Source organism: Sphingomonas swuensis, assembly GCF_039538045.1.
Classification (GTDB): domain Bacteria; phylum Pseudomonadota; class Alphaproteobacteria; order Sphingomonadales; family Sphingomonadaceae; genus Sphingomicrobium; species Sphingomicrobium swuense.
In genome coordinates this window covers 1,113,629-1,134,819 of the sequence record NZ_BAABBQ010000001.1, presented here as the reverse complement: position 1 = coordinate 1,134,819, position 21,191 = coordinate 1,113,629, and the positions used below count along the sequence as shown (strand labels likewise).

Here is a 21,191-nt window from a genome sequence, read left to right as displayed (position 1 = left end):
CATGCCGACCCTTCCGCCGCTCCGCCAGGTCATCGCCGCGCACGGCCTCAGCGCGACCAAGGCACTCGGCCAGAACTTCCTCCTCGATCGCCAATTGCTCTCGCGGATCGCTGCAATTCCAGGCTTCGCGCCCGGCGCCACCGCCTATGAGGTCGGGCCCGGCCCCGGCGGCCTCACCGGCGCCTTGCTCGAGGCCGGCGCGAAGCTCACCGCGGTCGAGCGAGACCGGCGCTGCATCCCCGCCCTGGCCGAACTGGAAGCGCTGTTCCCCGGCAACCTGCGGGTGATCGAAGAGGATGCGCTCAAGATCGACGAGCCCGCGCTGCTCGGCCGCGGCGTCCATATCGTCTCCAACCTTCCCTACAATGTCGGCACCGCGCTGCTGCTGCGGTGGCTCGGCGCCGACTGGTCGCCCTGGTGGGACAGCCTGACGCTGATGTTCCAGAAGGAAGTCGCCGAGCGTATCGTCGCTTCGCCCGGCGACGAGGCCTACGGCCGGCTGGCGGTCGCGGCGCAGTGGCGATCGCGTCCGCGGATCGCGCTGAAGGTCCACCGCTCGGCCTTCGTGCCTCCGCCCAAGGTCGCCTCGGCGGTGGTCCACCTCGTTCCCGCCGCCGAGCCCGAGGGCGTCCGCCTGGCGGTGCTCGAACGGCTCACCGCCGCCGCCTTCGGCCAGCGCCGCAAGATGCTCCGCCAGAGCCTGAAGTCGGTTCCGGACGCGCTCGACGCGCTAGGCGCTCTCGGCATCGCGGCCGAACGGCGGGCGGAAACCGTCGGCGTGGACGAGTGGGTCGCCCTCGCCGCCGCGCTCAGTTCTTCTTCGGAGCCGTCGCCGGGTCGGCCTTGACCGCCATTGCCGGCCCGCGCTGGATCGCGCTCGCCAGGCTGGTCGCCGGAGCGCAGGGCTTGGCTCCGCACAGGGTGCGGATCTTGGCGAGGTTCTGCTGCGCCCGCGCCGCCGCGCCGAGCTCGACCATCGCCTCGCCCTGCACGCCGAGCGCGATCGTGTCGTTGGGCTCGAGCGCCAGCGCCTTGTTGGTCAGCCGGATCGCCTGCCCGTAGAGCTTCTGCTTCTGCGCCACCCGAGCGAGGCTGACGAACGCCCCGCGGTTGCGCGGATCGATCACCAGCGCGGTCTCGAGCGCATCGTCGGCGGCCTGGAAGTTGCCCGCCGCCAGGGACGCCTCGCCGGCCTTCTGCCAGGTCAGCGACTGCGGGCTGATCTGCGCATCGGGCACCTGGCTCGTTCCGCTGCTCGCGAAGGTCAGGGCAGCAACGCCAAGGGCAGCAGCAATCGGCAACAGGCGCATCAGCACTTCCTTCATTTCCGGCCCGTTCACCTAGCGCGGAGCCGTGCGATGTAAAAGCCGTCGGTCCGGTCATGTCCCGGAGTGAGAAGCCGACCGACCCCGTCGGAACGCCCGACGGCCATGGCGATATCCTCGGCTTCGAAGCCTGAATGGCGGCTGAGGAATTTGTCCACCTGTTCAGCGCCTTCGGCCCGGATAAGCGAACAGACCGCATAGACGATCGAGCCCCCTGGCCGGACCAGCGGCGCGGCGAGGTCGAGCACCCGCGCCTGAAGAACCAGCAGCCGCTCTAACCGCTCGGGATTAAGCCTCCAGCGTCCCTCGGGATTGCGCCGCCACGTCCCCGAGCCCGAGCAGGGCGCGTCGACCAGCACCGTGTCGGCTTGCGCCTCGAGGTCGGCCAGCCCCTCGGACTCGCGCGGCTGGTCGAGCAGACGGGTCTCGATCGTCGCCCCCGCCCGCTCCGCCCGGGGGCCGAGCTTCGACAGCCGCTGCCGGCTGGTGTCGCAGGCGATGATCCGCGCGTCCGTCGCCGCCGCAGCAATCGCAAGCGCCTTGCCCCCGGCTCCGGCGCAGAGGTCGACGATGACCTGTCCGTTGGCAGGCGCGCAGGCGAGCGCGATCAGCTGGCTGCCCTCGTCCTGCACCTCGACCAGCCCCTCGGCGAAGGCCTGATCGTCGGTGACTTTGGTGTCGGCGGGCAGCCGCACGCCCCACGGACTGAGCGGCGTCGGCTCGGCCGAGAATTGCGCCGCCATTGCCTCGCGGGTCGTACGCGACAGGTTGGCGCGAAGGTCGATCGGTGCGCGCTCGGTCAGCGCCGGCCATTCCTCCTCCCCGACCAGCGGCGACAGACGCGGCGCGATCCAGCCGGGGACCACGCCCGCGCCCGCGCGAGCCTCGTCCGGATCGGCCGGCGCCGGCCCGTGCCCGCTCCCGTCGAACAGCGCCTCGGCGAGCGGAAGAAGTGCAGCGCGTCCACTGTCCGGCACCTCGGCCGATTGGCGGATCGCTTGGAACACCCACTCGCGCACCGCCCGCCTGTCCTTCGATCCGGCATAGCGGCGGGTCTTGAAATAGGCCGAGACCAGCGCGTCGGCCGGCGGCCCGTCGTCGCGCGCCGAGGCGATCACCTGCTCGAGGATCTCGATCGCGGCCTGGGCCCGGGCGGAGGGAGTCACTTCTCCCCTCCCGCTCGCGGGAGGGGCCGGGGGAGGGAATGTTGAGGGGCTTTGGACACGCCTGCGACATGCCCTCCCCTAGCCCCTCCCGCAAGCGGGAGGGGGACCATCCTAGCGCGTCGGATAATTGGGCGCTTCGCGGGTGATCGCGACATCGTGGACGTGGCTCTCGCTCAGCCCCGCGCCGGTGATCCGGACGAAGCGCGCGCGCTCCTGCATCTCGGCGATCGTGCGCGAGCCGGTGTAGCCCATCGCCGCCTTCACGCCGCCGACCAGCTGGTGGACGACGTCGCGCACCGGGCCCTTGTACGGCACCTGCCCCTCGATCCCTTCGGGCACCAGCTTCATCGTGTCCTTTATGTCCTGCTGGAAATAACGGTCGGCCGAGCCCCGGCTCATCGCCGCGAGGCTGCCCATGCCGCGGTACGACTTGTAGGCGCGACCATGGTAAAGGAAGGTCTCGCCCGGGGTTTCGTCGCAGCCGGCGAGGAGCGATCCGACCATCACGCTCGACGCGCCCGCCGCCAGCGCCTTGGCCATGTCGCCCGAAGTCCGCACGCCGCCGTCGGCGATCACCGGGACGCCTTCGGCCTTTGCCGCGGCGCTCGCCGACATGATCGCGGTCAGCTGGGGCACGCCGACGCCGGCGACGATCCGCGTGGTGCAGATCGAGCCCGGCCCGATCCCGACCTTGATCGCGTCGGCGCCCGCCTTGACCAGCGCCCGCGCCGCCTCGGCGGTGGCGACGTTGCCGGCGATCACCTCGACCCGGTTGCTCGCCGCCTTGCAGCGCTCGACCGCGCGGGCGACGTCGATGTTGTGGCCGTGCGCGGTGTCGATGACGATGCAGTCGACCCCGGCCTCGATCAGGGCCTCGGAACGCTCCCAGCCCTTCTCGCCGACCGTCGAGGCTGCCGCGACCCGGAGCCGTCCTTCCGCATCCTTGGTCGCGTGCGGTGCCGAGACCGCCTTCTCGATGTCCTTGACGGTAATCAGCCCGACGCAATGGCCCTCGCCGTCGACCACGATCAGTCTCTCGATCCGCCGCTGGTGGAGCAACCGCTGCGCGTCCTGCCGGCTGGTCCCGGGTGCGACCGTCGCGAGATTGTCGCGGGTCATCAGCTCGCTGACGGGCTGCGCGGGGTTCTCGGCGAAGCGGACGTCGCGGTTGGTCAGGATACCCGCGAGCTTGCCCGACCGCTCGACCACCGGAACGCCGCTGATCTTGTGCCGCTTCATCAGTTCGAGCGCTTCGGCCAGCGTCTGCTCGGGATTGAGCGTGAAGGGATTGACCACCATCCCGCTCTCGAACCGCTTGACCGAGCGCACCGCGTCGGCCTGCTGCTCGACCGTCAGGTTGCGGTGGAGCACCCCGATCCCGCCGAGCTGCGCCATCGCGATCGCCATGTCGGTCTCGGTCACCGTGTCCATCGCGGACGACAGCAGGGGAATGCGAAGGTCGATCCCGCGGGTCAGCTGCGTCGTGGTGTCCGCGTCGGACGGAAGCACGCTCGATTCGAGCGGCTGGAGCAGCACGTCGTCGAAGGTCAGACCAAGTGGGATGTCGGGCGAGTTGAGGAAGTCAGCCATGCGCGCACTTGGCCGCTGGAAGGCGATTCGGCAAGCCTCAGCGAGCAAGCAGCCGCTCCGCCGCCTCGACATGCATCCGCTCGATCATCTCGCCCTCGAACCGCTGCGCCCCGCCGCTTGCCGCGGCGACCAGCCGCTCGGCCCGGGCGATCTCCGCCGGGGTCGGTGCCCAGGCAGCCTTGCACGGCGCGATCTGGTCGGGGTGGATCAGAGTCTTGCCGTCGAACCCGAAAGCGCGGCCCTCCGCCGCCTCGGCCGCGAGCCCCTCGGCATCGTCGAGCTTGTTGTAGACACCGTCGAAGCAGGGCCGACCCGCTGCGCGAGCGGCGAGCACGATCGTCTGCAGCGCGGTGGTGAGCGGCGCCCGCCCTGCCCCCGTCGGCAGCCGCAGGGTCGCGGCAAGGTCGTTGGTCCCGGCGATCAACGCGGCCGCCACTTCCGCAATCTCCCAGCAGCGGCGCACCCCTTTGGGGGTCTCGATCATCGCCGCCACCGGCCTGCCCGTCGCTGCCGCCACCTCGGCGATTACCGCCGGATCCTCGACCCGCGGCACGATCACCAGGTCGGCGAACGTGGCCGCCTCGAGGTCCTTGCGGTGCCAGGCGCTGCCATGGGCATTGACCCGGATCGCAAGCGGCACCCGCCACGGCTCTCGCGCCGCCGTTGCCGCCGCCGCCCGCGCCTCTTCCTTCTGCTCGGGCGCGACCGCATCCTCGAGGTCGAGGAAGACGATGTCCGCCGCGCTCTCCCGCGCCTTGCGGATCGCAGAGGCGCGGCTCGCCGGGAGGAACAGTACCGCCGGCCGCCCGAACAGGTTCGCGCTCATGCCGATTTCGCTTCGCTTGGCCGAGGCGCTGCCGCATGATGCGGGCAATGGAATCTGGGGGAAAACATGCTTGAAACGTTCCTGGCTGTCGTGGCCCTGCTGGTGCTCGTCTTCATGATGATGAGCATCAAGATCGTCCACCAGGGTCATCGCTACACGATCGAGCATTTCGGCCGCTTCGTCCGCGTCGCCGACCCCGGCTTCAACTTCGTCCCCGCCTTCTTCTATCGCGTGGGTCGCAAGATCAACATGATGGAGCAGGTGCTCGACATCCCGGGGCAGGAGATCATCACCAAGGACAATGCCATGGTGGCGGTCGACGGGGTGGTCTTCTTCCAGGTGCTCGATCCCGCGAAGGCCGCCTATGAGGTCAGCGACCTCTACACCGCGATCATGGCGCTCTCGACCACCAACCTGCGCACCGTGATGGGCTCGATGGACCTCGACGAGACCCTCTCCAAGCGCGACGAGATCAACGTCCGTCTGCTGCAGGTCGTCGATCACGCCACCGAAAGCTGGGGCGTCAAGATCACCCGCGTCGAGTTGAAGGACATCCGGCCGCCGGCCGACATCGTCAACGCGATGACCCGCCAGATGAAGGCCGAGCGCGAGAAGCGCGCCGCCATCCTCGAGAGCGAGGGCATGCGCGCTTCCGAGATCCTTCGCGCCGAGGGCGAGAAGCAGGCCAAGATCCTCCAGGCCGAGGGCCTCAAGGAAGCCGCCTTCCGCGAAGCCGAGGCGCGCGAGCGTGCGGCGCAGGCCGAAGCCTCGGCGACCAAGTCGGTCAGCGACGCCATCGCCGGCGGCGACAGTCAGGCAATCAACTATTTCATCGCCCAGAAATATGTCGAGGCGCTCGGCAAGTTCGCCGACAGCCCCAACGCCAAGACGATCCTGATGCCGGTCGAGGCGACCCAGCTGATCGGCAGCCTCGGCGGCATCGGCGAAATCGCCAAGGCCGCCTTCGGCGGTGACTCCAAAGGCGCCCCGCCAGCCGTCAGTCCCGGCGTTCCGCGGGTCGGCGGCTAGGCCATGGACGGCATCGACCAGGGCTGGTGGTGGCTGATCGGCGGCGTCCTGCTGCTCATCGCCGAAGTGCTCGCCCCCGGCTTCTTCCTGATCTTCATCGGCGTCGCGGCGATGGTCACCGGCCTGTTCGTCCTGCTGTTCGATCTCGCGCTGGCCCCGGCGCTGGCCCTATTCGCCATCTACACCGCGCTTGCCGTCTACCTCGGCCGGAGGGTCTATGCGAACCGCCCCGTGCCCGCCGCTTCCGGCCACCTCAACGACCGCTCGGCCGCGCTGATCGGCCGCAGCGCTGTCGCGGTCGGCCCGATCGACGAGCATGGCGGCCGCGCCCGGCTCGGTGACGGCGAGTGGAGCGCGCGCGGCGGCCCGGCGCAGGCCGGCGACCGGGTCGAGATCATCGGGGTCGAAGGCAATTGCCTGATCGTCAGGGGGACGCCTAAGCTGGAGGGATGACCGCCCTCACGCGCCGCCAGGCCCTTGCTTCGATTGCCGCGACCTCGACCGTCGCGGCCTGTTCGACCCCCGCGACCGTCGGCTCCGCCCGCCGTCCGCTCGCCAAGGCCGAGGCCGACGCGCTGATCGACCGCGTCACCGACCGCTTCCTCCGCTTCAATCCCGAGAGCGCGACCAGCCTCAACGTCGACAAGGGCCGCTGGGCCGAGCTTCGCGGCCGCCTCGCCGATCGCGGCCCCGCCGGCCAGGCGCGCTACGCCGCCGGGCTTCGCGAGGACCTCGCCAGCCTCGACACCGCCGACTTCTCCGCGCTCGACCATTCGACCCGGACCACGCTCGAGGTCATTCGCTCGACCTACCGAACCGCGCTCGAGGGCTTCGCCTTGCCCTATGCCGACGTCGCCGTCGGCGGCTGGCGCAACAGCCCCTATGTCGTGATCCAGAACACCGGCGCCTATCTCGACGTGCCGCGCTTCCTCGACACCGACCATCTGGTCGAGAATGCCGCCGACGCCGAGGCCTATCTCTCGCGCCTCGCCGCCTATCCCGGAGTGCTCGACGGCGAACTCGCCCGGATGCAGTCCGCCGCCGCGCAGGGGCTGATCCCGCCCGGCTTCCTGATCGACAAGGCGATCGCCCAGATGACCCGCTCCGCCGCCGACGCGGCCAAGGGCGGCGCGCTGGTCGACAGCCTCGTCCGCCGCACCCGCGAGAAGAACATCCCGGGCAACTGGGAAGCGCGCGCCCGGTCCGTCGCCAGCAGCCAAGTCGCCCCTGCCCTCCAGCGCCAGATCGCCGAGCTCCGCCGCCAGCGCCCCAGCGCGACCGACCAGGCCGGCATGTGGGCGCGTCCCGGCGGCGATGCCTTCTACGCCTGGGCCTTGAAGGCCAGCACCACCACGTCGATGACCCCGGACGAGATCCACCGGCTCGGCCTCTCCACCCTCGATTCGCTCCACGCCCGGATGGAGCCGCTGCTCCGCCAGCTCGGCCTCACCCAGGGCAGCGTCGGGCAGCGCATGGCGGCGCTCGCCAAGGATCCACGCTACGCCTTCTCGGAGGGCGACAAAGGCCGCGCCGAGATCATGGCCTTCATCCAGGAGCGGCTCGGCATCATCCGCGCCCAGCTCCCCCGCGCCTTCCGCACGCTGGTCAAGGGCAACCTCGAGGTGAAGCGCCTGCCCCCCGAGGAGGAGCCCGGTGCGCCCGGCGCCTATGGCGGGGCCGGCTCGCCCGACGGCAAGATCCCGGGCAAGTTCTGGATCAACCTCAGGACAACCGACCTTCACAGCAAGGTCAGCCTGCCCGACCTCGCGCACCACGAGGCGATCCCAGGCCACGTCTGGCAGGGCGAGTACACCTTCCAGCTTCCGCTGATCCGCACCCTCCTCGCCTTCAACGCCTACAGCGAAGGCTGGGCGCTTTACGCCGAGCAGCTCGCCGACGAGCTCGGCGTGTTCGACGACTTCCCCGCCGGCCGCCTCGGCTATCTCCAGTCGATCGCCTTCCGCGCCTGCCGGCTGGTGGTCGACACCGGCCTTCACGCCAAGCGCTGGACAAGGGAGCAGGGCGTCCAGTTCTTCGTCGAGCGCAACGGCTCCAATCCGCTCGAGGTCGCGTCGGAAGTTGACCGCTACTGCAGCTGGCCCGGCCAGGCTTGCGGCTACGAGATCGGCCACCAGGAGATCGTCCGCCAGCGCACCCGCGCCCAGGGCGCGCTCGGCTCCGCCTACGACCTCAAGGACTTCAACGACGCGGTCCTCTTGGGCGGCAACGTCCCGATGGACGTCCTCGCCCTCAACGTCGGCGAATATATCGGCGCCACGGGCGGCAAGGCCTAGATCGCCTTCCGCCGCTCGAGCCGGGTCGTCGCGGCCGCTTGATAAGTAGGATTTGGGCTGATTGGATCGCTCGGCGATGCTGACCAGCGCTCACCTTGGCGACCGCCGCTGCCCACTGTGTCCGGCGCGCCACGAAAAAGGGCCGGCGCATGGCGCCGACCCTGTGAACTTCGAGAACTTCGTCGCGGCGCGGGACCCCCGCACCCCGGGAACTTCGAGAACTTCGCTCGCTTCGCGGTCGCCAATCGTGCCCGTATGGCCACAGGGCGGCTTGCCCCGTGGCCGCCGGGCCACTCGGCCTCAGGCGGCTTCGGCCACGACCTTGGGCGCGCACTGGCGGACGCCTTCCTCGACATGCTCGGCGAACTGCTCGAAATTGTCGCAGAACAGGTCGACCAGCTTGGCCGCCGTCCGGTCGAAGTCGTCCTTGTCGGCCCAGGTCGATCGCGGATCGAGGATCGCGCTGTCGACGCCCGGCACCGCCACCGGCACCTCGAAGCCGAAATACGGATCCTTGCGGAACTCGGCGCTGTTGAGGCTCCCGTCGAGCGCCGCGTTCAAAAGCGCCCGGGTCGCCTTGATCGGCATCCGCTTGCCGGTGCCATATTTGCCGCCGGTCCAGCCGGTGTTGACCAGCCAGCAGGTCACCCCGCCCTTGGCGATCCGCTCCTTGAGGAGGTTGCCGTAGACGCTCGGGTGGCGCGGCATGAACGGCGCTCCGAAGCAGGTCGAGAAGGTCGCCTCGGGCTCGGTCACGCCGATCTCGGTGCCGGCGACCTTGGCGGTGTAGCCCGAGAGGAAGTGGAACATCGCCTGGTCGGCGGTCAGACGGGCGATCGGAGGCAGCACGCCGAACGCGTCGGCGGTCAGCATGATAATCGTCTTGGGCACCGGCCCCATGTTCCGCTCGGAACTGTTGGGGATGAAGTCGATCGGATAGGCCCCGCGGCTGTTCTCGGCGAGGCTGTTGTCATCGAGGTCGAGCTCGCGGGTCTCGGGGTCCATGACGACATTTTCCAGCACCGTGCCGAAGCGGCGGGTGGTGGCGTAGATCTCGGGCTCGGCCTCTTCGCTGAGGCGGATCATCTTGGCGTAGCAGCCGCCCTCGAAGTTGAAGACCGCGGTGTCCGACCAGCCATGCTCGTCGTCGCCGATGAGGGTCCGGTTGGGATCGGCCGACAGCGTCGTCTTGCCGGTGCCGCTGAGGCCGAAGAAGACCGCCGTGTCGCCGTCCGGCCCGATGTTGGCCGAGCAGTGCATCGGCATGATGCCGTCCTGCGGGAGGAGGAAGTTCAAGAGGCCGAACACCGACTTCTTCATCTCGCCGCCATATTGCGTGCCGCCGATCAGGATCAGCTTCTTGGTCAGGTTGATCGCGATCACCGTCTCCGAGCGGCAGCCGTGGCGCTCAGGGTCGGCGCGGAAGCTCGGCAGGTCGATGATCGTATAGTCGGGCTGGAAGCCGGCCAGCTGCCCGCCCTCGGGACGGACCAGCATCGTGCGGATGAACAGATTGTGCCAGGCGAGCTCGTTGATCACGCGGACGTTGACCCGGTGCTCGGGCTGCGAGCCGCCGAACAGGTCGGCGACGAACAGCTCCTCCTTCTGGCCGAGCGCGGCGAGGAAGTCCTCGTGCAGCCGGTCGAAGGCGGCAGGGTCCATCGGCTTGTTCGACTTGCCCCACCAGATCACCTGCTCGGTGGTCTCGTCGCGGACGATGAAGCGGTCCTGCGCGCTTCGGCCGGTATGGGCACCGGTGGTCGCGACCAGCGGACCTTCCTTGGCGATGCGGGCCTCGCCGCGGCGGACGGCGGCTTCATAGAGGGGCGCCGTGACCAGATTCCAGTGAAGCTTGGCCGAGGTCGCAATACCCTGCGCCTCGAGACCATAGGAAGGAACCCTGCTCGTCACTACTAACCCTTTCGCTCATGAACGAGCGGCGGCGAGACCTCTCGGGTCCGCCGCCGCATACGTATGCGGTGCTAAGCGCCTATGGCCGGAAAAGGTTGCTCGGGTCAAACGAGCACCCCCCGCCTTGAAGCCGACCCTAGGCTTGCGCTACCGCCGCTTTCATCATGGCGGGCCCGGTCATCGCGCTGGTCGACGACGACCGCAACATCCTCACCTCGGTGTCGATCGCACTCCAGGCGGAGGGCTTCGTCACGCGGCTCTACACCGACGGGCTGAGCGCGCTCCGGGCGATCACCGAGAACCCCGCCGACCTTGGCGTCTTCGACATCAAGATGCCGGCGATGGACGGACTCGAGCTGCTCGGCCGGCTGCGCGAGGGCGGCGGCGGGGCGGCGACCATGCCGGTCATCTTCCTCACCTCCAAGGACCAGGAGCAGGACGAGGCGTTCGGCCTCGCCGCCGGCGCCGACGACTATATCGCCAAGCCGTTCAGCCAGCGGCTTCTGGTCGCACGGATCCGGGCCATCCTGCGCCGCGCCGACATGGCCCGCCGCCCGGCCGAGGGAGAAAGCGAGGAGCCGGTCCCGGCCGTGATCGAGCGCGGCCGGCTGCTGATGGATCCCGCCCGTCACCAGGTGCAGTGGGCCGAGCGCCCGGTGACCCTGACCGTGACCGAGTTCATGATCCTCGAGGCGCTCGCCCAGCGCCCGGGCGTGGTGAAGAGCCGCAACCAGCTGCTCGACGTCGCCTATCAGGAAGACGTGTTCGTCGACGATCGAACCATCGACAGCCACATCAAGCGCATCCGCCGCAAGTTCCGCGCCGCCGACAACAGCTTCGACGCGATCGAGACGCTCTACGGCGTCGGCTACCGGTTCAGCGATGGCTGACGAGGGCGACAGCAGCGTTCCCCGCTCGGCCCTGCGCTGGCGGCTGTCGCACCGGATCCTCGGGGTCAACGCGATCATCCTGCTGGTGCTGGCGCTCGCGCTGCTGTTCCTCGACAGCTTCCGCAACCAGCTCCGCGACGAGCGCGAGGCGCAGACCCGGCACCTCGCCGAGCTGGCCGCCACCGCTGTCCCCAAGATCGCCGCGGCGGACGTTCCGCGACTGTTCGCCGACATGGGCCAGACGACCGGCGCGCGTGTTCGGCTCTACGGCGCGGATGGCGCCCTACAGCAGGACAGCTGGCGGGACGCGGAGCCGACCTATCGCCTGCGCGACCCGACCACCCAGGCCTGGACCAAGGCCTTCGCCCGTACCCTCGACCGCGCCTTCAACGCGGTCGTCGGCGAGAAAAGCCCGCCCGACTTCGCCGAGCCCGCGGTCGACCGGGCAACGGCTTGGCCCGAGGCCGTCGGCGCCTTCCGCACCGGCCGCACTCAGGGCGCCGTGCGAAGCGCGCCCGACCTCACCCCGGTGCTCTCGGCCGCGACCCGGACCGCGGACCAGCGAATAGTCCTGGTCACCGCCAACGACCGCAATTTCACCCGCACCGTCCGCCAGGAGCGGACCAAGCTCGCCGCCGGGCTGCTTGCCGCCGCGCTTTTCTCGCTCCTCCTGTCGCTGTTCCTGGCACGGACCATCGCGCGGCCCCTCCGCCGCCTCGCCCTCGCCGCCCACCGGGTCCGCCAGGGCCGTGCGCGCGAGGTCCGGGTGCCGCGCTTCACCAAGCGCAAGGACGAGATCGGCCTCCTCGCCCGGGCGGTCAGCGACATGAGCCAGGCACTTCGGCAGCGAATCGACAACATCGAGGCCTTCGCCGCCGACGTCACCCACGAGCTCAAGAACCCCCTCGCCTCGCTTCGCAGCGCGGTCGACGGGCTCGACCGGATCGAGGATCCGGCGCTCCGTCGCCAGCTGCTCGATGTCGTCCGCCAGGACGTGGTTCGGCTCGACCGGCTGATCGGTGACATCGGCGAGGCGGCGCGGACCGACGCCGAGCTTGCCCGGGCAGCGTTCGAGCCGGTCGACCTCGGCAAGCTCGTCGGCCAGATCTGCGCAGGATGGGAGGAGCGCCGCCTGACCGGCGACGTCCGCATCGCCTTCGCCCGCCCCCGCGCCGCCTCGGCGATCGTCATGGGAGAGCCTGCCCGGCTGGCGCGCGCGATCGACAACCTCATCGACAATGCCATCTCCTTCTCGCCGGCGGGGAGCCTGGTCGAGGTGGCGGTGGCGCGGGTCGCCGAGGAAGTCTTGATCCGGATCGACGACGAAGGCCCGGGCGTCCCGCCGCAGGTGCGCGAAGCCATTTTTAACCGCTTCGTCTCAGTAAGGCCGGACGGGGACGATTTCGGTCGTCATTCGGGGCTGGGCCTTGCGATCGCACGGGCGATCGTGAAGGGCCATGACGGGGAGATTGATGTGGCCGACCGCGACGACGCACCTTCGGGAGCGCGCTTTACCATCCGACTGCCGGCGGTTGCCGGCGAGGTGACGGCGTGACCATCCGGCTGTCGAGCGAGACGCTCCACGCCAGCACGGTGGCGATCGATGGCCGCGCGGTGCTCATCTCGGGCATCTCGGGCTCGGGCAAGTCCGACCTCGCGCTGCGCCTGATCGACCGCGGCTTCACGCTGGTCGCCGACGACCAGACGATCGTCCAGAAGCGCGGCGAGCGGCTGATGGTCAGCGCTCCGCACACGATCCGCGGCAAGCTCGAGATCCGCGGCCTCGGAATCGTCGACATGCCGGCGATCGAGGACGTGCCGCTGGCGCTCGCGGTGGAGCTGACCAGCGACGTCCAGCGGCTTCCCTCGGATTCGCGCGAGCGGATGATCTGCGGGCTGATGGTGCCGCTGATCACCGTCGATGCGCTGACCGCCTCGGCGCCGTCGAAGGTCGCGCTCGCGCTCGATCGCTTCGGGCTCAAGTGACCACCGGGCGGCGCTCTCAGCGGGCGCCGCGGCTGCTGCTGGTCACCGGCATGTCGGGAGCGGGCAAGTCGACCGTGCTCGACGCGCTCGAGGACATGGGCTGGGATACGGTCGACAACCTTCCGACCGCGCTTCTCCACGAGTTCGTCCACGGACCCGACCGCCACACTCGCCAGGCGCATGTCGCGGTCGGAATGGACGCGCGCAGCCGCGGCTTCGACCCGCAGGCGCTGCCGGCATTGCTCCGCTCGGTCCCCGAGGTCAGGCCCGAGATCCTCTATCTCGACGCGACCGGGGCCGAGCTCATCCGCCGCTATGGCGAGACCCGCCGCCGTCACCCGCTCGCCGCCGACCGTCCGGCCGAGGACGGGATCGCCCGCGAGCGCGACCTCACGGCGGCGCTGCGGCTGGCGGCGGACGCGGTGCTCGACACCACCGACCTCAAGCCCGCCGACCTTCGCGACGAGCTTCGTCGGCGCTTCGGCGACGAAGGCGACGAACTGGTGGTGACGATCACCAGCTTCGGCTTCGCCCGCGGGATCAGCCGCACCGCCGACTTGGTGTTCGACCTGCGCTTCCTTCCCAATCCCCACTGGGTGGACGAACTCCGCCCGCTGACCGGGGCCGATGCGCCGGTCGCCGATTTCGTCGCTGTACAGGATGGCTGGGCCGAGTTCATGGACCGCACCGAGGAGCTGCTTGCCTTCCTCCTTCCGCGCTACTGGGAATCGGGGAAGACCTATGTCGGAGCGGCGTTCGGCTGCACCGGCGGGCGGCACCGTTCGGTGGCTGCGGCGATCGCCATGGCCGAGCGGTTGCGTCACCGCGGCTTTTCGCCGAATATCCGGCATCGCGACCTTGCGCTCCGCCCCAATGATTCTCTCGAGCTTGGACAGGAGCGCATGAAAGAGCTCAAGAGACCGCAAGAATGATCGGACTAGTGTTGGTGACCCACGGCCGCTTGGCGGCCGAGTTCATCATTGCCATGGAACATGTCGTTGGCCCGCAGGAGGCCATCGAGGGCATCTGCATCGGCCCCGACGACGACATGGAAGCGCGCCGCAAGGACATCGCCGAGGCAATCGCCAAGGTCGACTCCGGCGAAGGCGTCATCATCCTCACCGACCTGTTCGGCGGCACTCCGTCGAACCTCGCCATCAGCCTGATGAAGTCGGGCAACATCGAAGTCATCGCAGGGGTCAACCTGCCGATGCTGATCCGGCTGGAAGGGGCACGCAAGGCAATGAACGTCCGCGCAGCAGTGGCGGCGGCGCGCGAGGCGGGCCGGAAGTATATCTCGGTCGCCTCCGAGATTCTCGGCGAGGCCGCGGCTTGAGCGCGCCCGTCTGCCGGATCGTCCGGATCGACAACAAGCGCGGACTCCACGCCCGGGCGAGCGCCAAGTTCGTCACCCTCGCCAGCGAGCTGACCGCCGAGGTCGAGGTGGCAAAGGACGGCAATCGCGTCTGTGGGACCTCGATCATGGGTCTGATGATGCTCGGCGCGGCCCGCGGCGACTCGATCGAGATCAGCGCCTCGGGCGACGGCGCCGACGAGGCGGTTGCGCGGCTTGCGCGGCTGGTCGAGGACAAGTTCGGGGAGGACTGATGCCCCGCTCGATCACGTCCTTCTCCAACGACACGGTCAAGCGGCTGCGCTCCCTTCGCGAGAAGAAGGCGCGGCGGCTTGAGGGGCTGTTCCTCGCCGAGGGCCTGCGGATCATGGCCGAGGCCCGCGAGGTCGGCGTGCTGCCCGAGATCGTGGCCTGCGGCGAAGGCGATCTCCACCCGCTTGCCGCGACCATCGTCGCCGAGGCCGAGGCTAATGGCGCCGAAGCGATCGCGGTGCCCGACGAGATCATGGCCAAGATGAGCGGCAAGGATAATCCGCCGCTTCTGCTCGGTGCGTATCGCCAGCCGCGGCTCGGCCTTGCCGATCTCGACCGCGCCGCCTCGCCCTTGTGGCTGGTTGCCGAGAAACTTCGCGATCCCGGCAATATCGGGACGATCCTGCGGACTGGCGACGCGGTCGCGGCGGGCGGGTTGATCCTAGTCGACGACAGCGCCGACCCTTTCAGCGTCGAGGCGGTGCGCGCGTCGATGGGCGCGATCTTCACCCAGAAGGTGGTGCAGGTGCCCTGGTCGACCTTTCTCGACTGGCTCCGCAGCGGCCCCGGGCAGCTGGTCGGGACCAGCCTCCAGACCGAGCACGACTATCTCGGCCCGACGTACGAGAAGCCCTGCTTCCTGCTGGTCGGGAACGAGCAGGCGGGACTACCGGAGGCCTATGAGGCCGAGTGCGATCTCCTCGTGAAGATGCCGATGCTCGGGCGTGCCGACAGCCTCAACGCGGCGGTGGCGGCGGCGGTGATGGCCTTCCAGGTGCGGGCCAGCTGGCGCTGAGTTCCGGTCGAGCGCCGTTCATCTTGCCGTGCTAGCATCGACGTCATGAAACGCCTCGCCTTCCTCCTCCCGCTGGCTGCGCTGGCAGCCTGCACCACCGTCCCGCCGCAGCCGGCGCCCCCGCCACCCGCCGAGAGCGGCTCGAGCTACCGCGCGCTCGGCACCGAGCCCTTCTGGAATTTGAAGCTCGACGGGCGCGAGATGGTCTTCACCAATGTCGACGGGCAGCGCGTGGCCGAGCCGCAGCCGCGTGCCATCCATGGCTTCGCCGGTGACATCTACCAGGGCCGCCGGATCAACCTCAACATCGTCCATGGGCAGCGATGCAGCGACGGGATGAGCGATCGCGTCTTCCCTGACAGGGTCCAAGTGTCGGTCGACGGCCGCCGCTACGAGGGCTGCGGCGGCGAGCCGCGCGAGGTCGCGACTCTGACCGGCGACTGGACGGTCTTGGCGGTGGCCGGACGTCCTGCCTCGGGCGGCCAATATCGTATGGGCTTCTCCGGCGACCGGCTGACCGCCCAGTTCGGCTGCAACCGGATGAGCGGTCCTTACCGGGTCGAAGGAGAGCGGCTGGTCCCGGGCGCAATCGTCGCGACCCGTATGGCCTGCCCCGACATGAGCGCCGAGAATGCTGCCGGGCGTATCCTTGGCCAGCCGATGCGGATGGCGTGGAGCGCCAGCGGCGCCCTGACGCTCGCCAACGAGGCCGGCGAGATCAGGCTGGGCAAGCTGCGCTAGATCATTCGGCTGCTTCGAGCGCGTCCCCGGCGGGCGGAGCAAGCTTGTTCAGCGGACGCGGGCTGACCTCGATCATCGGCGGGGTCGCGACTTCCTTGTTGCTCCCCGCGCCGAGCGCTTCGAAGCGCTTGGCCTGGGTGAAGACCTGGGTTTCGAGACTTCCGACCATCTTGTTGTAGGCATCGTTGGCGGTGGCGAGGTTGCGGCCCATTCGGACGACATGTTCGGCCATCGTCGCGATCCGGCTGTGGAGCTCCTTGCCGAGCGCCGCGATGACCTCGGCCTGCTCGGTGATCTTCTCCTGCCGCCAGACGCTGGCCACGGTTCGCGCGATCGCGACCAGGTTGGTCGGGGTCGCGAGCAGCACGCGCCGCTCGAAGGCCCAGTCCCACAATTGCGGGTCCTGCTCGAGTGCGGCGGTGAGGAAGTGCTCCCCCGGGATGTACATGATCACATAGTCAGCGGCTTCGCCGAACTGGGCCCAATAGTCCTTCGATCCGAGCGCCTGCGCATGGTTGCGCATCGAGGCGACGTGGAGCTTGAAGCAGGCCTGCTTGCGGTCCTCGTCGACCTCGTCGCAGGCGTCGAGGAAGGCATTCAACGAGCATTTGGCGTCGATCACCAGCTTGCGGTTACTGGGCAGGTTGACGACCACGTCGGGCCGGAGGCGGCCATCGGCGGTCTCGAGGCTGACTTCCATCTCGAAGTCGATGCCTTCGGTGAGACCGGCCTGGACCAGCACGTTGCGCAAGCTTTGTTCGCCCCACCGCCCCCGGGCCTTGGGGCTCGAGCGCAATGCGTTGACGAGGTTGCGGGTCTCATCGCGGACCTGCCCATTGTCCTTGCGCAATTCGCCGAGCACGCCGCGCAGCTCGCCATAGCTGTCCTTGCGCTCGGCCTCGACCCGCTGCAGCCCTTCCTCGTAGCGCTTCAACGTATCGGAGACGGGCTGGAGCAGGGTCTGGAGCTTGGCCTGGTTCTCGAGATCGGCCTTGCTGAGCCGCTCGTCGGCCTTGGCGAGGAAATCGACCTGCGCCTTCTCGAGCAATTTGTCGCCGACTTCGCGGAATTGCACCACTAGTTCGTCGCGTGACTTCCGAAGGTCGGAGAGACGCTCCTCGAAGCTCTTCACCTCGGTCTCAAGGCCAGCCTTGCGCCGCAGCGCCTCGTCGCGTTCGGTCGTGCGCTGCTCGAGCAGACGCTCGACCTCGGCCAGCCGCTGCAGCCGTTCGCCCGCGCTGGCGATGTCGCCGCGAAGCATGCCGGCTTCTTCTTGAAGTGCGCGATGCCGAGCCTCGAGCTCATCGTAGCGCACCGAGACGACCCTGGCCGCTGCCAGTTCTGCCGAGAGGCCGTCGCGCTCGTCCGTCACCGACTTCAGCGCTTCCTCTGTCTGGACCGCCCGGCGGAGCTGTTCGGCGGCGACCGCCTGGTCGCGGCCGAGGGTCGCTACCTCGTCGCGCAGCCGGGCGGCCTCGTTCGCGTGGGCGGCGCCGGGCCTGCTGCCGAGAACCCAGCCGAGCAGCACCCCCGCAACGGCGATGACCCCGACCAGCACTGCCACCATCCACGCGTCCACGATTCGCCCCCACCCTTGCACAAGAGAACAGAGTGTGAACTAGCCGCCTGCGGGCCCCGGCACAATCGCTTGCGGCGCTGCGGTGCACCGCTTAGGGCGCGCGCCATGAGCAGATACCAGGATCGCCTCGCCCTCGTCACCGGTGCCAGCCGCGGGATCGGAGCGGCCATCGCCGAGGCCCTTGCCCGCGAAGGCGCGCATGTCATCCTGACCGCGCGTTCGTCGGCCGGACTCGAGCAGGTCGAGGAGCGGATCCACGCAGCCGGCGGGTCGGCGACGATCGCCCCGCTCGATCTTTCCAAGGGTGAGGACATCGGCAAGCTGGCAGCGGCCATCAGCGGGCGCTGGACCAAGCTCGACTTCCTCGTGCTCAATGCCGCGATGCTCGGCAGCCTGTCGCCGGTCGAGCACATCGACCCCAAGGAATATTCGCGGCTGATCAACCTCAACCTGATGGCCAACCAGGCGCTTCTCGCCGCCTTCGATCCGATGCTCCGGGCAAGCGAGTCCGCCGAGCTGGTGGCGCTGACCAGCAGCGTCGGTGCCGCGCCGCGGGCCTTCTGGGGTGCCTATGGCTCGTCCAAGGCGGCACTGGAAATCCTGCTCGGCGCCTACGCCGATGAGACGTCGCACACGGGCAAGCTTCGGGTTACCATCCTCGATCCCGGCGCGACGCGCACCCGCATGCGCGCCCTCGCCTTCCCCGGTGAGGAGCCCGAGGAGGTCAAGCCGCCCGAGGCCGTGGCCGAACGGCTGCTGGCCCTTCTCGGCGAGGATCGTCCGACCGGAGAAAAGGTCCGCGTCGAGGGCTAAGCGCGGGTGAGTGTCACCTGGGCGACGTCGATTCCGCGCCCTTTGAAGCCGCCTTCGCAATACATCAGATAATAGCGCCACAGGTCGTGGAATGCCGGGCTGAATTCATGCAGCCGGCCGTCCGCCACGGCGCGGTCGTAGCGCTCGCGCCAGATCCGGAGCGTCTCGGCATAGTCGAGGCCGAAGCCGTGCCGGTCCTCCCACGACAGGCCGCGCCCCTCGGCGAGCGCTTCGAAGCGCTCCTCGTGGAGGAGCATGCCGCCGGGGAAGATGTAGGTCTGGATGAAGTCGGCGCTCGCGGCATAGGAGTCGAACAGCTCGGGCCGGATCGAGATATACTGCAGCGCCGCGCGGCCACCCGGGCGAAGCGCACCCGCGATTGCGTCGAGGTAGGCCGGCCACCAGCGCTGCCCGACCGCCTCGACCATCTCGACCGAGGCGAGCTTGTCGTAGGTGCCGCGATGATCGCGATAGTCCTCGAGGAGGATGGTGATGCGATCCGACAATCCTTCATCGGCGATGCGGCGCTCGGCCCACGCCTTCTGCTCGGTCGAGAGCGTAAGGCCAGTGACGGTCGCGCCGCGGCGGGCGGCGGCGATGGCGAGGCTCCCCCAGCCGCAGCCGATCTCGAGCAGGCGGTCGCCCGGCTGCAGGTCGAGCCGGTCGAGGATGGCGTCGATCTTGCGGTCCTGCGCGCTGCCGAGATCGTCGTCGCGGAACAGGGCCGAGCTGTAATTCATCCCCGGATCGAGCCACTCGGCATAGAAGTCGTTGCCGAGGTCGTAGTGCGCCGCGATGTTCTCGCGGGCTTGCGCGGGGGCATTGTCGCGCCACTGGTGCGCGAGCCGGTTGACCAGCCGGAACAGCCCCTTGGCGCGGGCGGTCTGACCAAGGCTCGCGGCGTTGCGCATGAAGAGGTCGAACAGGGGCACCGGGTCGGGCGATGCCCATTCGCCGCGGGTCCACGCCTTGTACCAGCCGACGCTTCCGCTGGTCGCCAGCCGGACCAGCGCAAGCCAGCTGCGGAGATGGACGACCGGCTCGGGACCGGGGGCGTGGAAGCCGATCCGGCGGGTCGACCCGTCGGGCAGCGTGGCGTGAATCCCACCTTCGCATAGCCGCTGGTCCAACTGGTCGAGCACCGGCGCGAATGCCGGCGCGACGAGCCGGCCGAGAAGGCCCGGACCGGTCGCGAAGCGTCGATCGGCATTGAGGAGGTGAGCGCCGCGAGTGGCCATGGGCCAGCCCTAGGAAAGCAAGGCTCCCCTGCGCAAGCAGGAGATGGCTATTTGCCGCGCTTGGCGAACGCGTCGAGCGCGCGCTCGCGCCCTTCCCTGTGGCCGATCAGCGGCTTGGCATAGCCCGCGGGCGCGGCCCCGCGGCCCCACGGATCGTGGATGTCGGCATCGGACAGTCGCGCGAGCTCAGGCACCCAGCGGCGGATATAGTCGGCGGCGTCGAACTTTTCACTCTGGGTCAGGGGCGCCATGATCCGGTAGAAGGGCTGGCTGTCGAAGCCGGTGCCCGCCACCCACTGCCAGTTCTGGCTGTTGTTGGCATAGTCGGCATCAACCAGGCAGTCCCAGAACCACTCCTCTCCGCGCCACCAGTCGATCAGCAGATGCTTGATGAGGAAGCTGGCGGTGACCAGCCGGGCGCGATTGTGCATCCAGCCGCTCTGCCACAGCTGGCGCATTCCCGCGTCGACCAGCGGGTAGCCGGTCTGTCCGCGGGTCCAGGCCCGGAAGTCTGCGTCAGCCGCCTTGCCCGAGCGGGTCTTGAGGCCGAGCGGCCGCTGCGATCGCTCGCCGAGCTCGGGATCAGAGAGGATGATGTGGCGGCTGAAGTCGCGCCAGGCGAGCTCGCGGTGGAACTTGTCCCCGCCCCTACGGCCGAGGGCATGCCAGACCTGGCGGGGCGTGATCTCGCCATGGTGGAGGTGCGGCGAGAGGCGACTGGTCGAATCCACGGCGGGAAGGTCGCGCTTGCCGGCATAGTCGCCGGCGTGATCGACGAAGTGCCGGAGTCGCCTGGCAGCGCCCTTCTCGCCGGGCTCCCACTCGGCAAAGCCGCCGGCCCAGTCGGGGCTGGTCGGAAGAAGCTTCCAGCTTTCCAGCCGGTCGCTTGGCGGCAGCTTGTCCGGACGCGAGAGTCGCGGTGCCGGCAGCGGCGCCGGGGGCGGAAAATGCTCGTGCAGCGCACGGTAATAGGGGCCGTAGATCTTGAACGGCTTGTTGGTGCCCGAGCGGATGTCTGACGGCTCATGAAGCACATCGCCGTCGTGGAGGATGACGAAGTCGCCCTTCTCGCACTCGGCTTCGCGCCACCAGGGCTCGTAATGGCGATTGGCGTGGATCCCGCCGGCTTTGACTTCGCTGGCGACCTTGCGGACCACCTCGGCGGAGCGGCCGCGGCGCAGGATCAGCGCCGAGCCGAGCGCTTCCAGTTCGTCGGCGAGGGCGGCGAGGCTGTGGTGCAGCCACCAGCGCGAGGCACCGCCGGGCTTCCACTTGCCAGGGGTTTCGTCGTCGAGGACGTAGAGGCCGAGCACCGGCCCACACTCGGCGGCGGCGCGGAGCGCGGGGTGATCCTTGGTGCGAAGGTCCTGCCGGAACCAGACGAGTTGTGTCGAAGCCATG

The 21,191-nt window shown here is 69.2% G+C and carries 21 protein-coding genes; 13 read left to right on the top strand and 8 right to left on the bottom strand.

All coding sequences use genetic code 11. From position 1 onward, the window contains the following. Window position 1: 1 nt before the first annotated feature. The gene (gene rsmA, locus ABD727_RS05660; protein ID WP_344706408.1) at window positions 2–847 is read left to right on the top strand and encodes a 16S rRNA (adenine(1518)-N(6)/adenine(1519)-N(6))-dimethyltransferase RsmA; all 846 of its coding nucleotides are present in this window, start codon (window positions 2–4) and stop codon (window positions 845–847) included. Here rsmA and ABD727_RS05655 read toward each other — a convergent pair. The 4 genes from ABD727_RS05655 to ABD727_RS05640 form a co-directional block, all read right to left on the bottom strand. Next, entirely contained in the window at window positions 810–1,310 is a 501-nt protein-coding gene (locus ABD727_RS05655; RefSeq protein ID WP_344706407.1) for a tetratricopeptide repeat protein, read from the bottom strand. The two genes, rsmA and ABD727_RS05655, sit on opposite strands and share 38 nt — an antisense overlap. A gap of 26 nt (window positions 1,311–1,336) precedes the next feature. Then, window positions 1,337–2,491 (bottom strand): RsmB/NOP family class I SAM-dependent RNA methyltransferase, encoded by a 1,155-nt coding sequence (locus ABD727_RS05650; protein WP_344706406.1) that lies wholly within the window; start codon window positions 2,489–2,491, stop codon window positions 1,337–1,339. Window positions 2,492–2,602: 111 nt separating this feature from the next. Continuing rightward, window positions 2,603–4,081 carry an IMP dehydrogenase gene (gene guaB / locus ABD727_RS05645; protein WP_344706405.1) on the bottom strand — a complete coding sequence of 493 codons (1,479 nt, stop codon included), beginning with the start codon at window positions 4,079–4,081 and terminating at the stop codon, window positions 2,603–2,605. Window positions 4,082–4,118: 37 nt separating this feature from the next. Continuing rightward, complete coding sequence (locus ABD727_RS05640) at window positions 4,119–4,907, bottom strand: HpcH/HpaI aldolase/citrate lyase family protein (protein WP_344706404.1); 789 nt, start codon at window positions 4,905–4,907, stop codon at window positions 4,119–4,121. A gap of 66 nt (window positions 4,908–4,973) precedes the next feature. Between ABD727_RS05640 and ABD727_RS05635 the strand changes: the two genes are divergently transcribed. The 3 genes from ABD727_RS05635 to ABD727_RS05625 are packed head-to-tail and all read left to right on the top strand — an operon-like array spanning window position 4,974 to window position 8,230. After that, window positions 4,974–5,936 (top strand): SPFH domain-containing protein, encoded by a 963-nt coding sequence (locus tag ABD727_RS05635; protein ID WP_344706403.1) that lies wholly within the window; start codon window positions 4,974–4,976, stop codon window positions 5,934–5,936. Window positions 5,937–5,939: 3 nt separating this feature from the next. Continuing rightward, window positions 5,940–6,389 carry an NfeD family protein gene (locus ABD727_RS05630; protein WP_344706402.1) on the top strand — a complete coding sequence of 150 codons (450 nt, stop codon included), beginning with the start codon at window positions 5,940–5,942 and terminating at the stop codon, window positions 6,387–6,389. Beyond that, a complete protein-coding gene (locus ABD727_RS05625) occupies window positions 6,386–8,230 on the top strand; it encodes a DUF885 domain-containing protein (RefSeq protein WP_344706401.1) in 1,845 nt (614 codons plus the stop codon). The genes ABD727_RS05630 and ABD727_RS05625 overlap by 4 nt, the downstream gene beginning before the upstream one ends. A 300-nt stretch (window positions 8,231–8,530) precedes the next feature. Here ABD727_RS05625 and ABD727_RS05620 read toward each other — a convergent pair whose 3' ends face one another. Further along, window positions 8,531–10,141: a phosphoenolpyruvate carboxykinase gene (locus ABD727_RS05620; protein ID WP_344706400.1), complete on the bottom strand. Its 1,611-nt coding sequence runs from the start codon at window positions 10,139–10,141 to the stop codon at window positions 8,531–8,533. Window positions 10,142–10,305: 164 nt separating this feature from the next. On the opposite strand from ABD727_RS05620, the gene ABD727_RS05615 reads away from it, so the two are divergent. Genes ABD727_RS05615 through ABD727_RS05580 form a run of 8 tightly spaced genes read left to right on the top strand, consistent with a single transcriptional unit; the run spans window position 10,306 to window position 16,160 of the window. Next, window positions 10,306–11,031, top strand: coding sequence for a response regulator transcription factor (locus ABD727_RS05615; protein WP_344706399.1), 726 nt, complete (start codon window positions 10,306–10,308; stop codon window positions 11,029–11,031). Next, entirely contained in the window at window positions 11,024–12,586 is a 1,563-nt protein-coding gene (locus ABD727_RS05610) for a sensor histidine kinase (RefSeq protein WP_344706398.1), read from the top strand. Before ABD727_RS05615 ends, ABD727_RS05610 begins: the two co-directional genes overlap by 8 nt. Continuing rightward, window positions 12,583–13,017 (top strand): HPr kinase/phosphorylase, encoded by a 435-nt coding sequence (locus ABD727_RS05605; RefSeq protein ID WP_344706397.1) that lies wholly within the window; start codon window positions 12,583–12,585, stop codon window positions 13,015–13,017. The genes ABD727_RS05610 and ABD727_RS05605 overlap by 4 nt, the downstream gene beginning before the upstream one ends. Then, a complete protein-coding gene (gene rapZ, locus ABD727_RS05600; RefSeq protein WP_344706396.1) occupies window positions 13,014–13,949 on the top strand; it encodes an RNase adapter RapZ in 936 nt (311 codons plus the stop codon). Before ABD727_RS05605 ends, rapZ begins: the two co-directional genes overlap by 4 nt. Further along, window positions 13,946–14,353: a PTS sugar transporter subunit IIA gene (locus tag ABD727_RS05595; protein WP_344706395.1), complete on the top strand. Its 408-nt coding sequence runs from the start codon at window positions 13,946–13,948 to the stop codon at window positions 14,351–14,353. Before rapZ ends, ABD727_RS05595 begins: the two co-directional genes overlap by 4 nt. After that, window positions 14,350–14,625 carry an HPr family phosphocarrier protein gene (locus ABD727_RS05590; RefSeq protein ID WP_344706394.1) on the top strand — a complete coding sequence of 92 codons (276 nt, stop codon included), beginning with the start codon at window positions 14,350–14,352 and terminating at the stop codon, window positions 14,623–14,625. The genes ABD727_RS05595 and ABD727_RS05590 overlap by 4 nt, the downstream gene beginning before the upstream one ends. After that, window positions 14,625–15,419, top strand: a complete 795-nt coding sequence (locus tag ABD727_RS05585; protein WP_344706393.1) for a TrmH family RNA methyltransferase — start codon at window positions 14,625–14,627, stop codon at window positions 15,417–15,419. The genes ABD727_RS05590 and ABD727_RS05585 overlap by 1 nt, the downstream gene beginning before the upstream one ends. A gap of 45 nt (window positions 15,420–15,464) precedes the next feature. Then, window positions 15,465–16,160 (top strand): META domain-containing protein, encoded by a 696-nt coding sequence (locus tag ABD727_RS05580; RefSeq protein ID WP_344706392.1) that lies wholly within the window; start codon window positions 15,465–15,467, stop codon window positions 16,158–16,160. Window position 16,161: 1 nt separating this feature from the next. Here the strand turns inward: ABD727_RS05580 and ABD727_RS05575 are convergent, their stop codons facing one another. Next, window positions 16,162–17,727: a DNA recombination protein RmuC gene (locus tag ABD727_RS05575; RefSeq protein ID WP_344706391.1), complete on the bottom strand. Its 1,566-nt coding sequence runs from the start codon at window positions 17,725–17,727 to the stop codon at window positions 16,162–16,164. 117 nt (window positions 17,728–17,844) lie between these two features. Between ABD727_RS05575 and ABD727_RS05570 the strand changes: the two genes are divergently transcribed. Then, entirely contained in the window at window positions 17,845–18,552 is a 708-nt protein-coding gene (locus ABD727_RS05570) for an SDR family NAD(P)-dependent oxidoreductase (protein ID WP_344706390.1), read from the top strand. Here ABD727_RS05570 and ABD727_RS05565 read toward each other — a convergent pair. Both ABD727_RS05565 and ABD727_RS05560 read right to left on the bottom strand, forming a co-directional pair. Beyond that, window positions 18,549–19,790, bottom strand: coding sequence for a class I SAM-dependent methyltransferase (locus ABD727_RS05565; protein ID WP_344706388.1), 1,242 nt, complete (start codon window positions 19,788–19,790; stop codon window positions 18,549–18,551). The genes ABD727_RS05570 and ABD727_RS05565 overlap by 4 nt on opposite strands. Window positions 19,791–19,837: 47 nt before the next feature. Further along, window positions 19,838–21,190 carry a cryptochrome/photolyase family protein gene (locus tag ABD727_RS05560; protein WP_344706386.1) on the bottom strand — a complete coding sequence of 451 codons (1,353 nt, stop codon included), beginning with the start codon at window positions 21,188–21,190 and terminating at the stop codon, window positions 19,838–19,840. Window position 21,191: the final 1 nt, after the last annotated feature.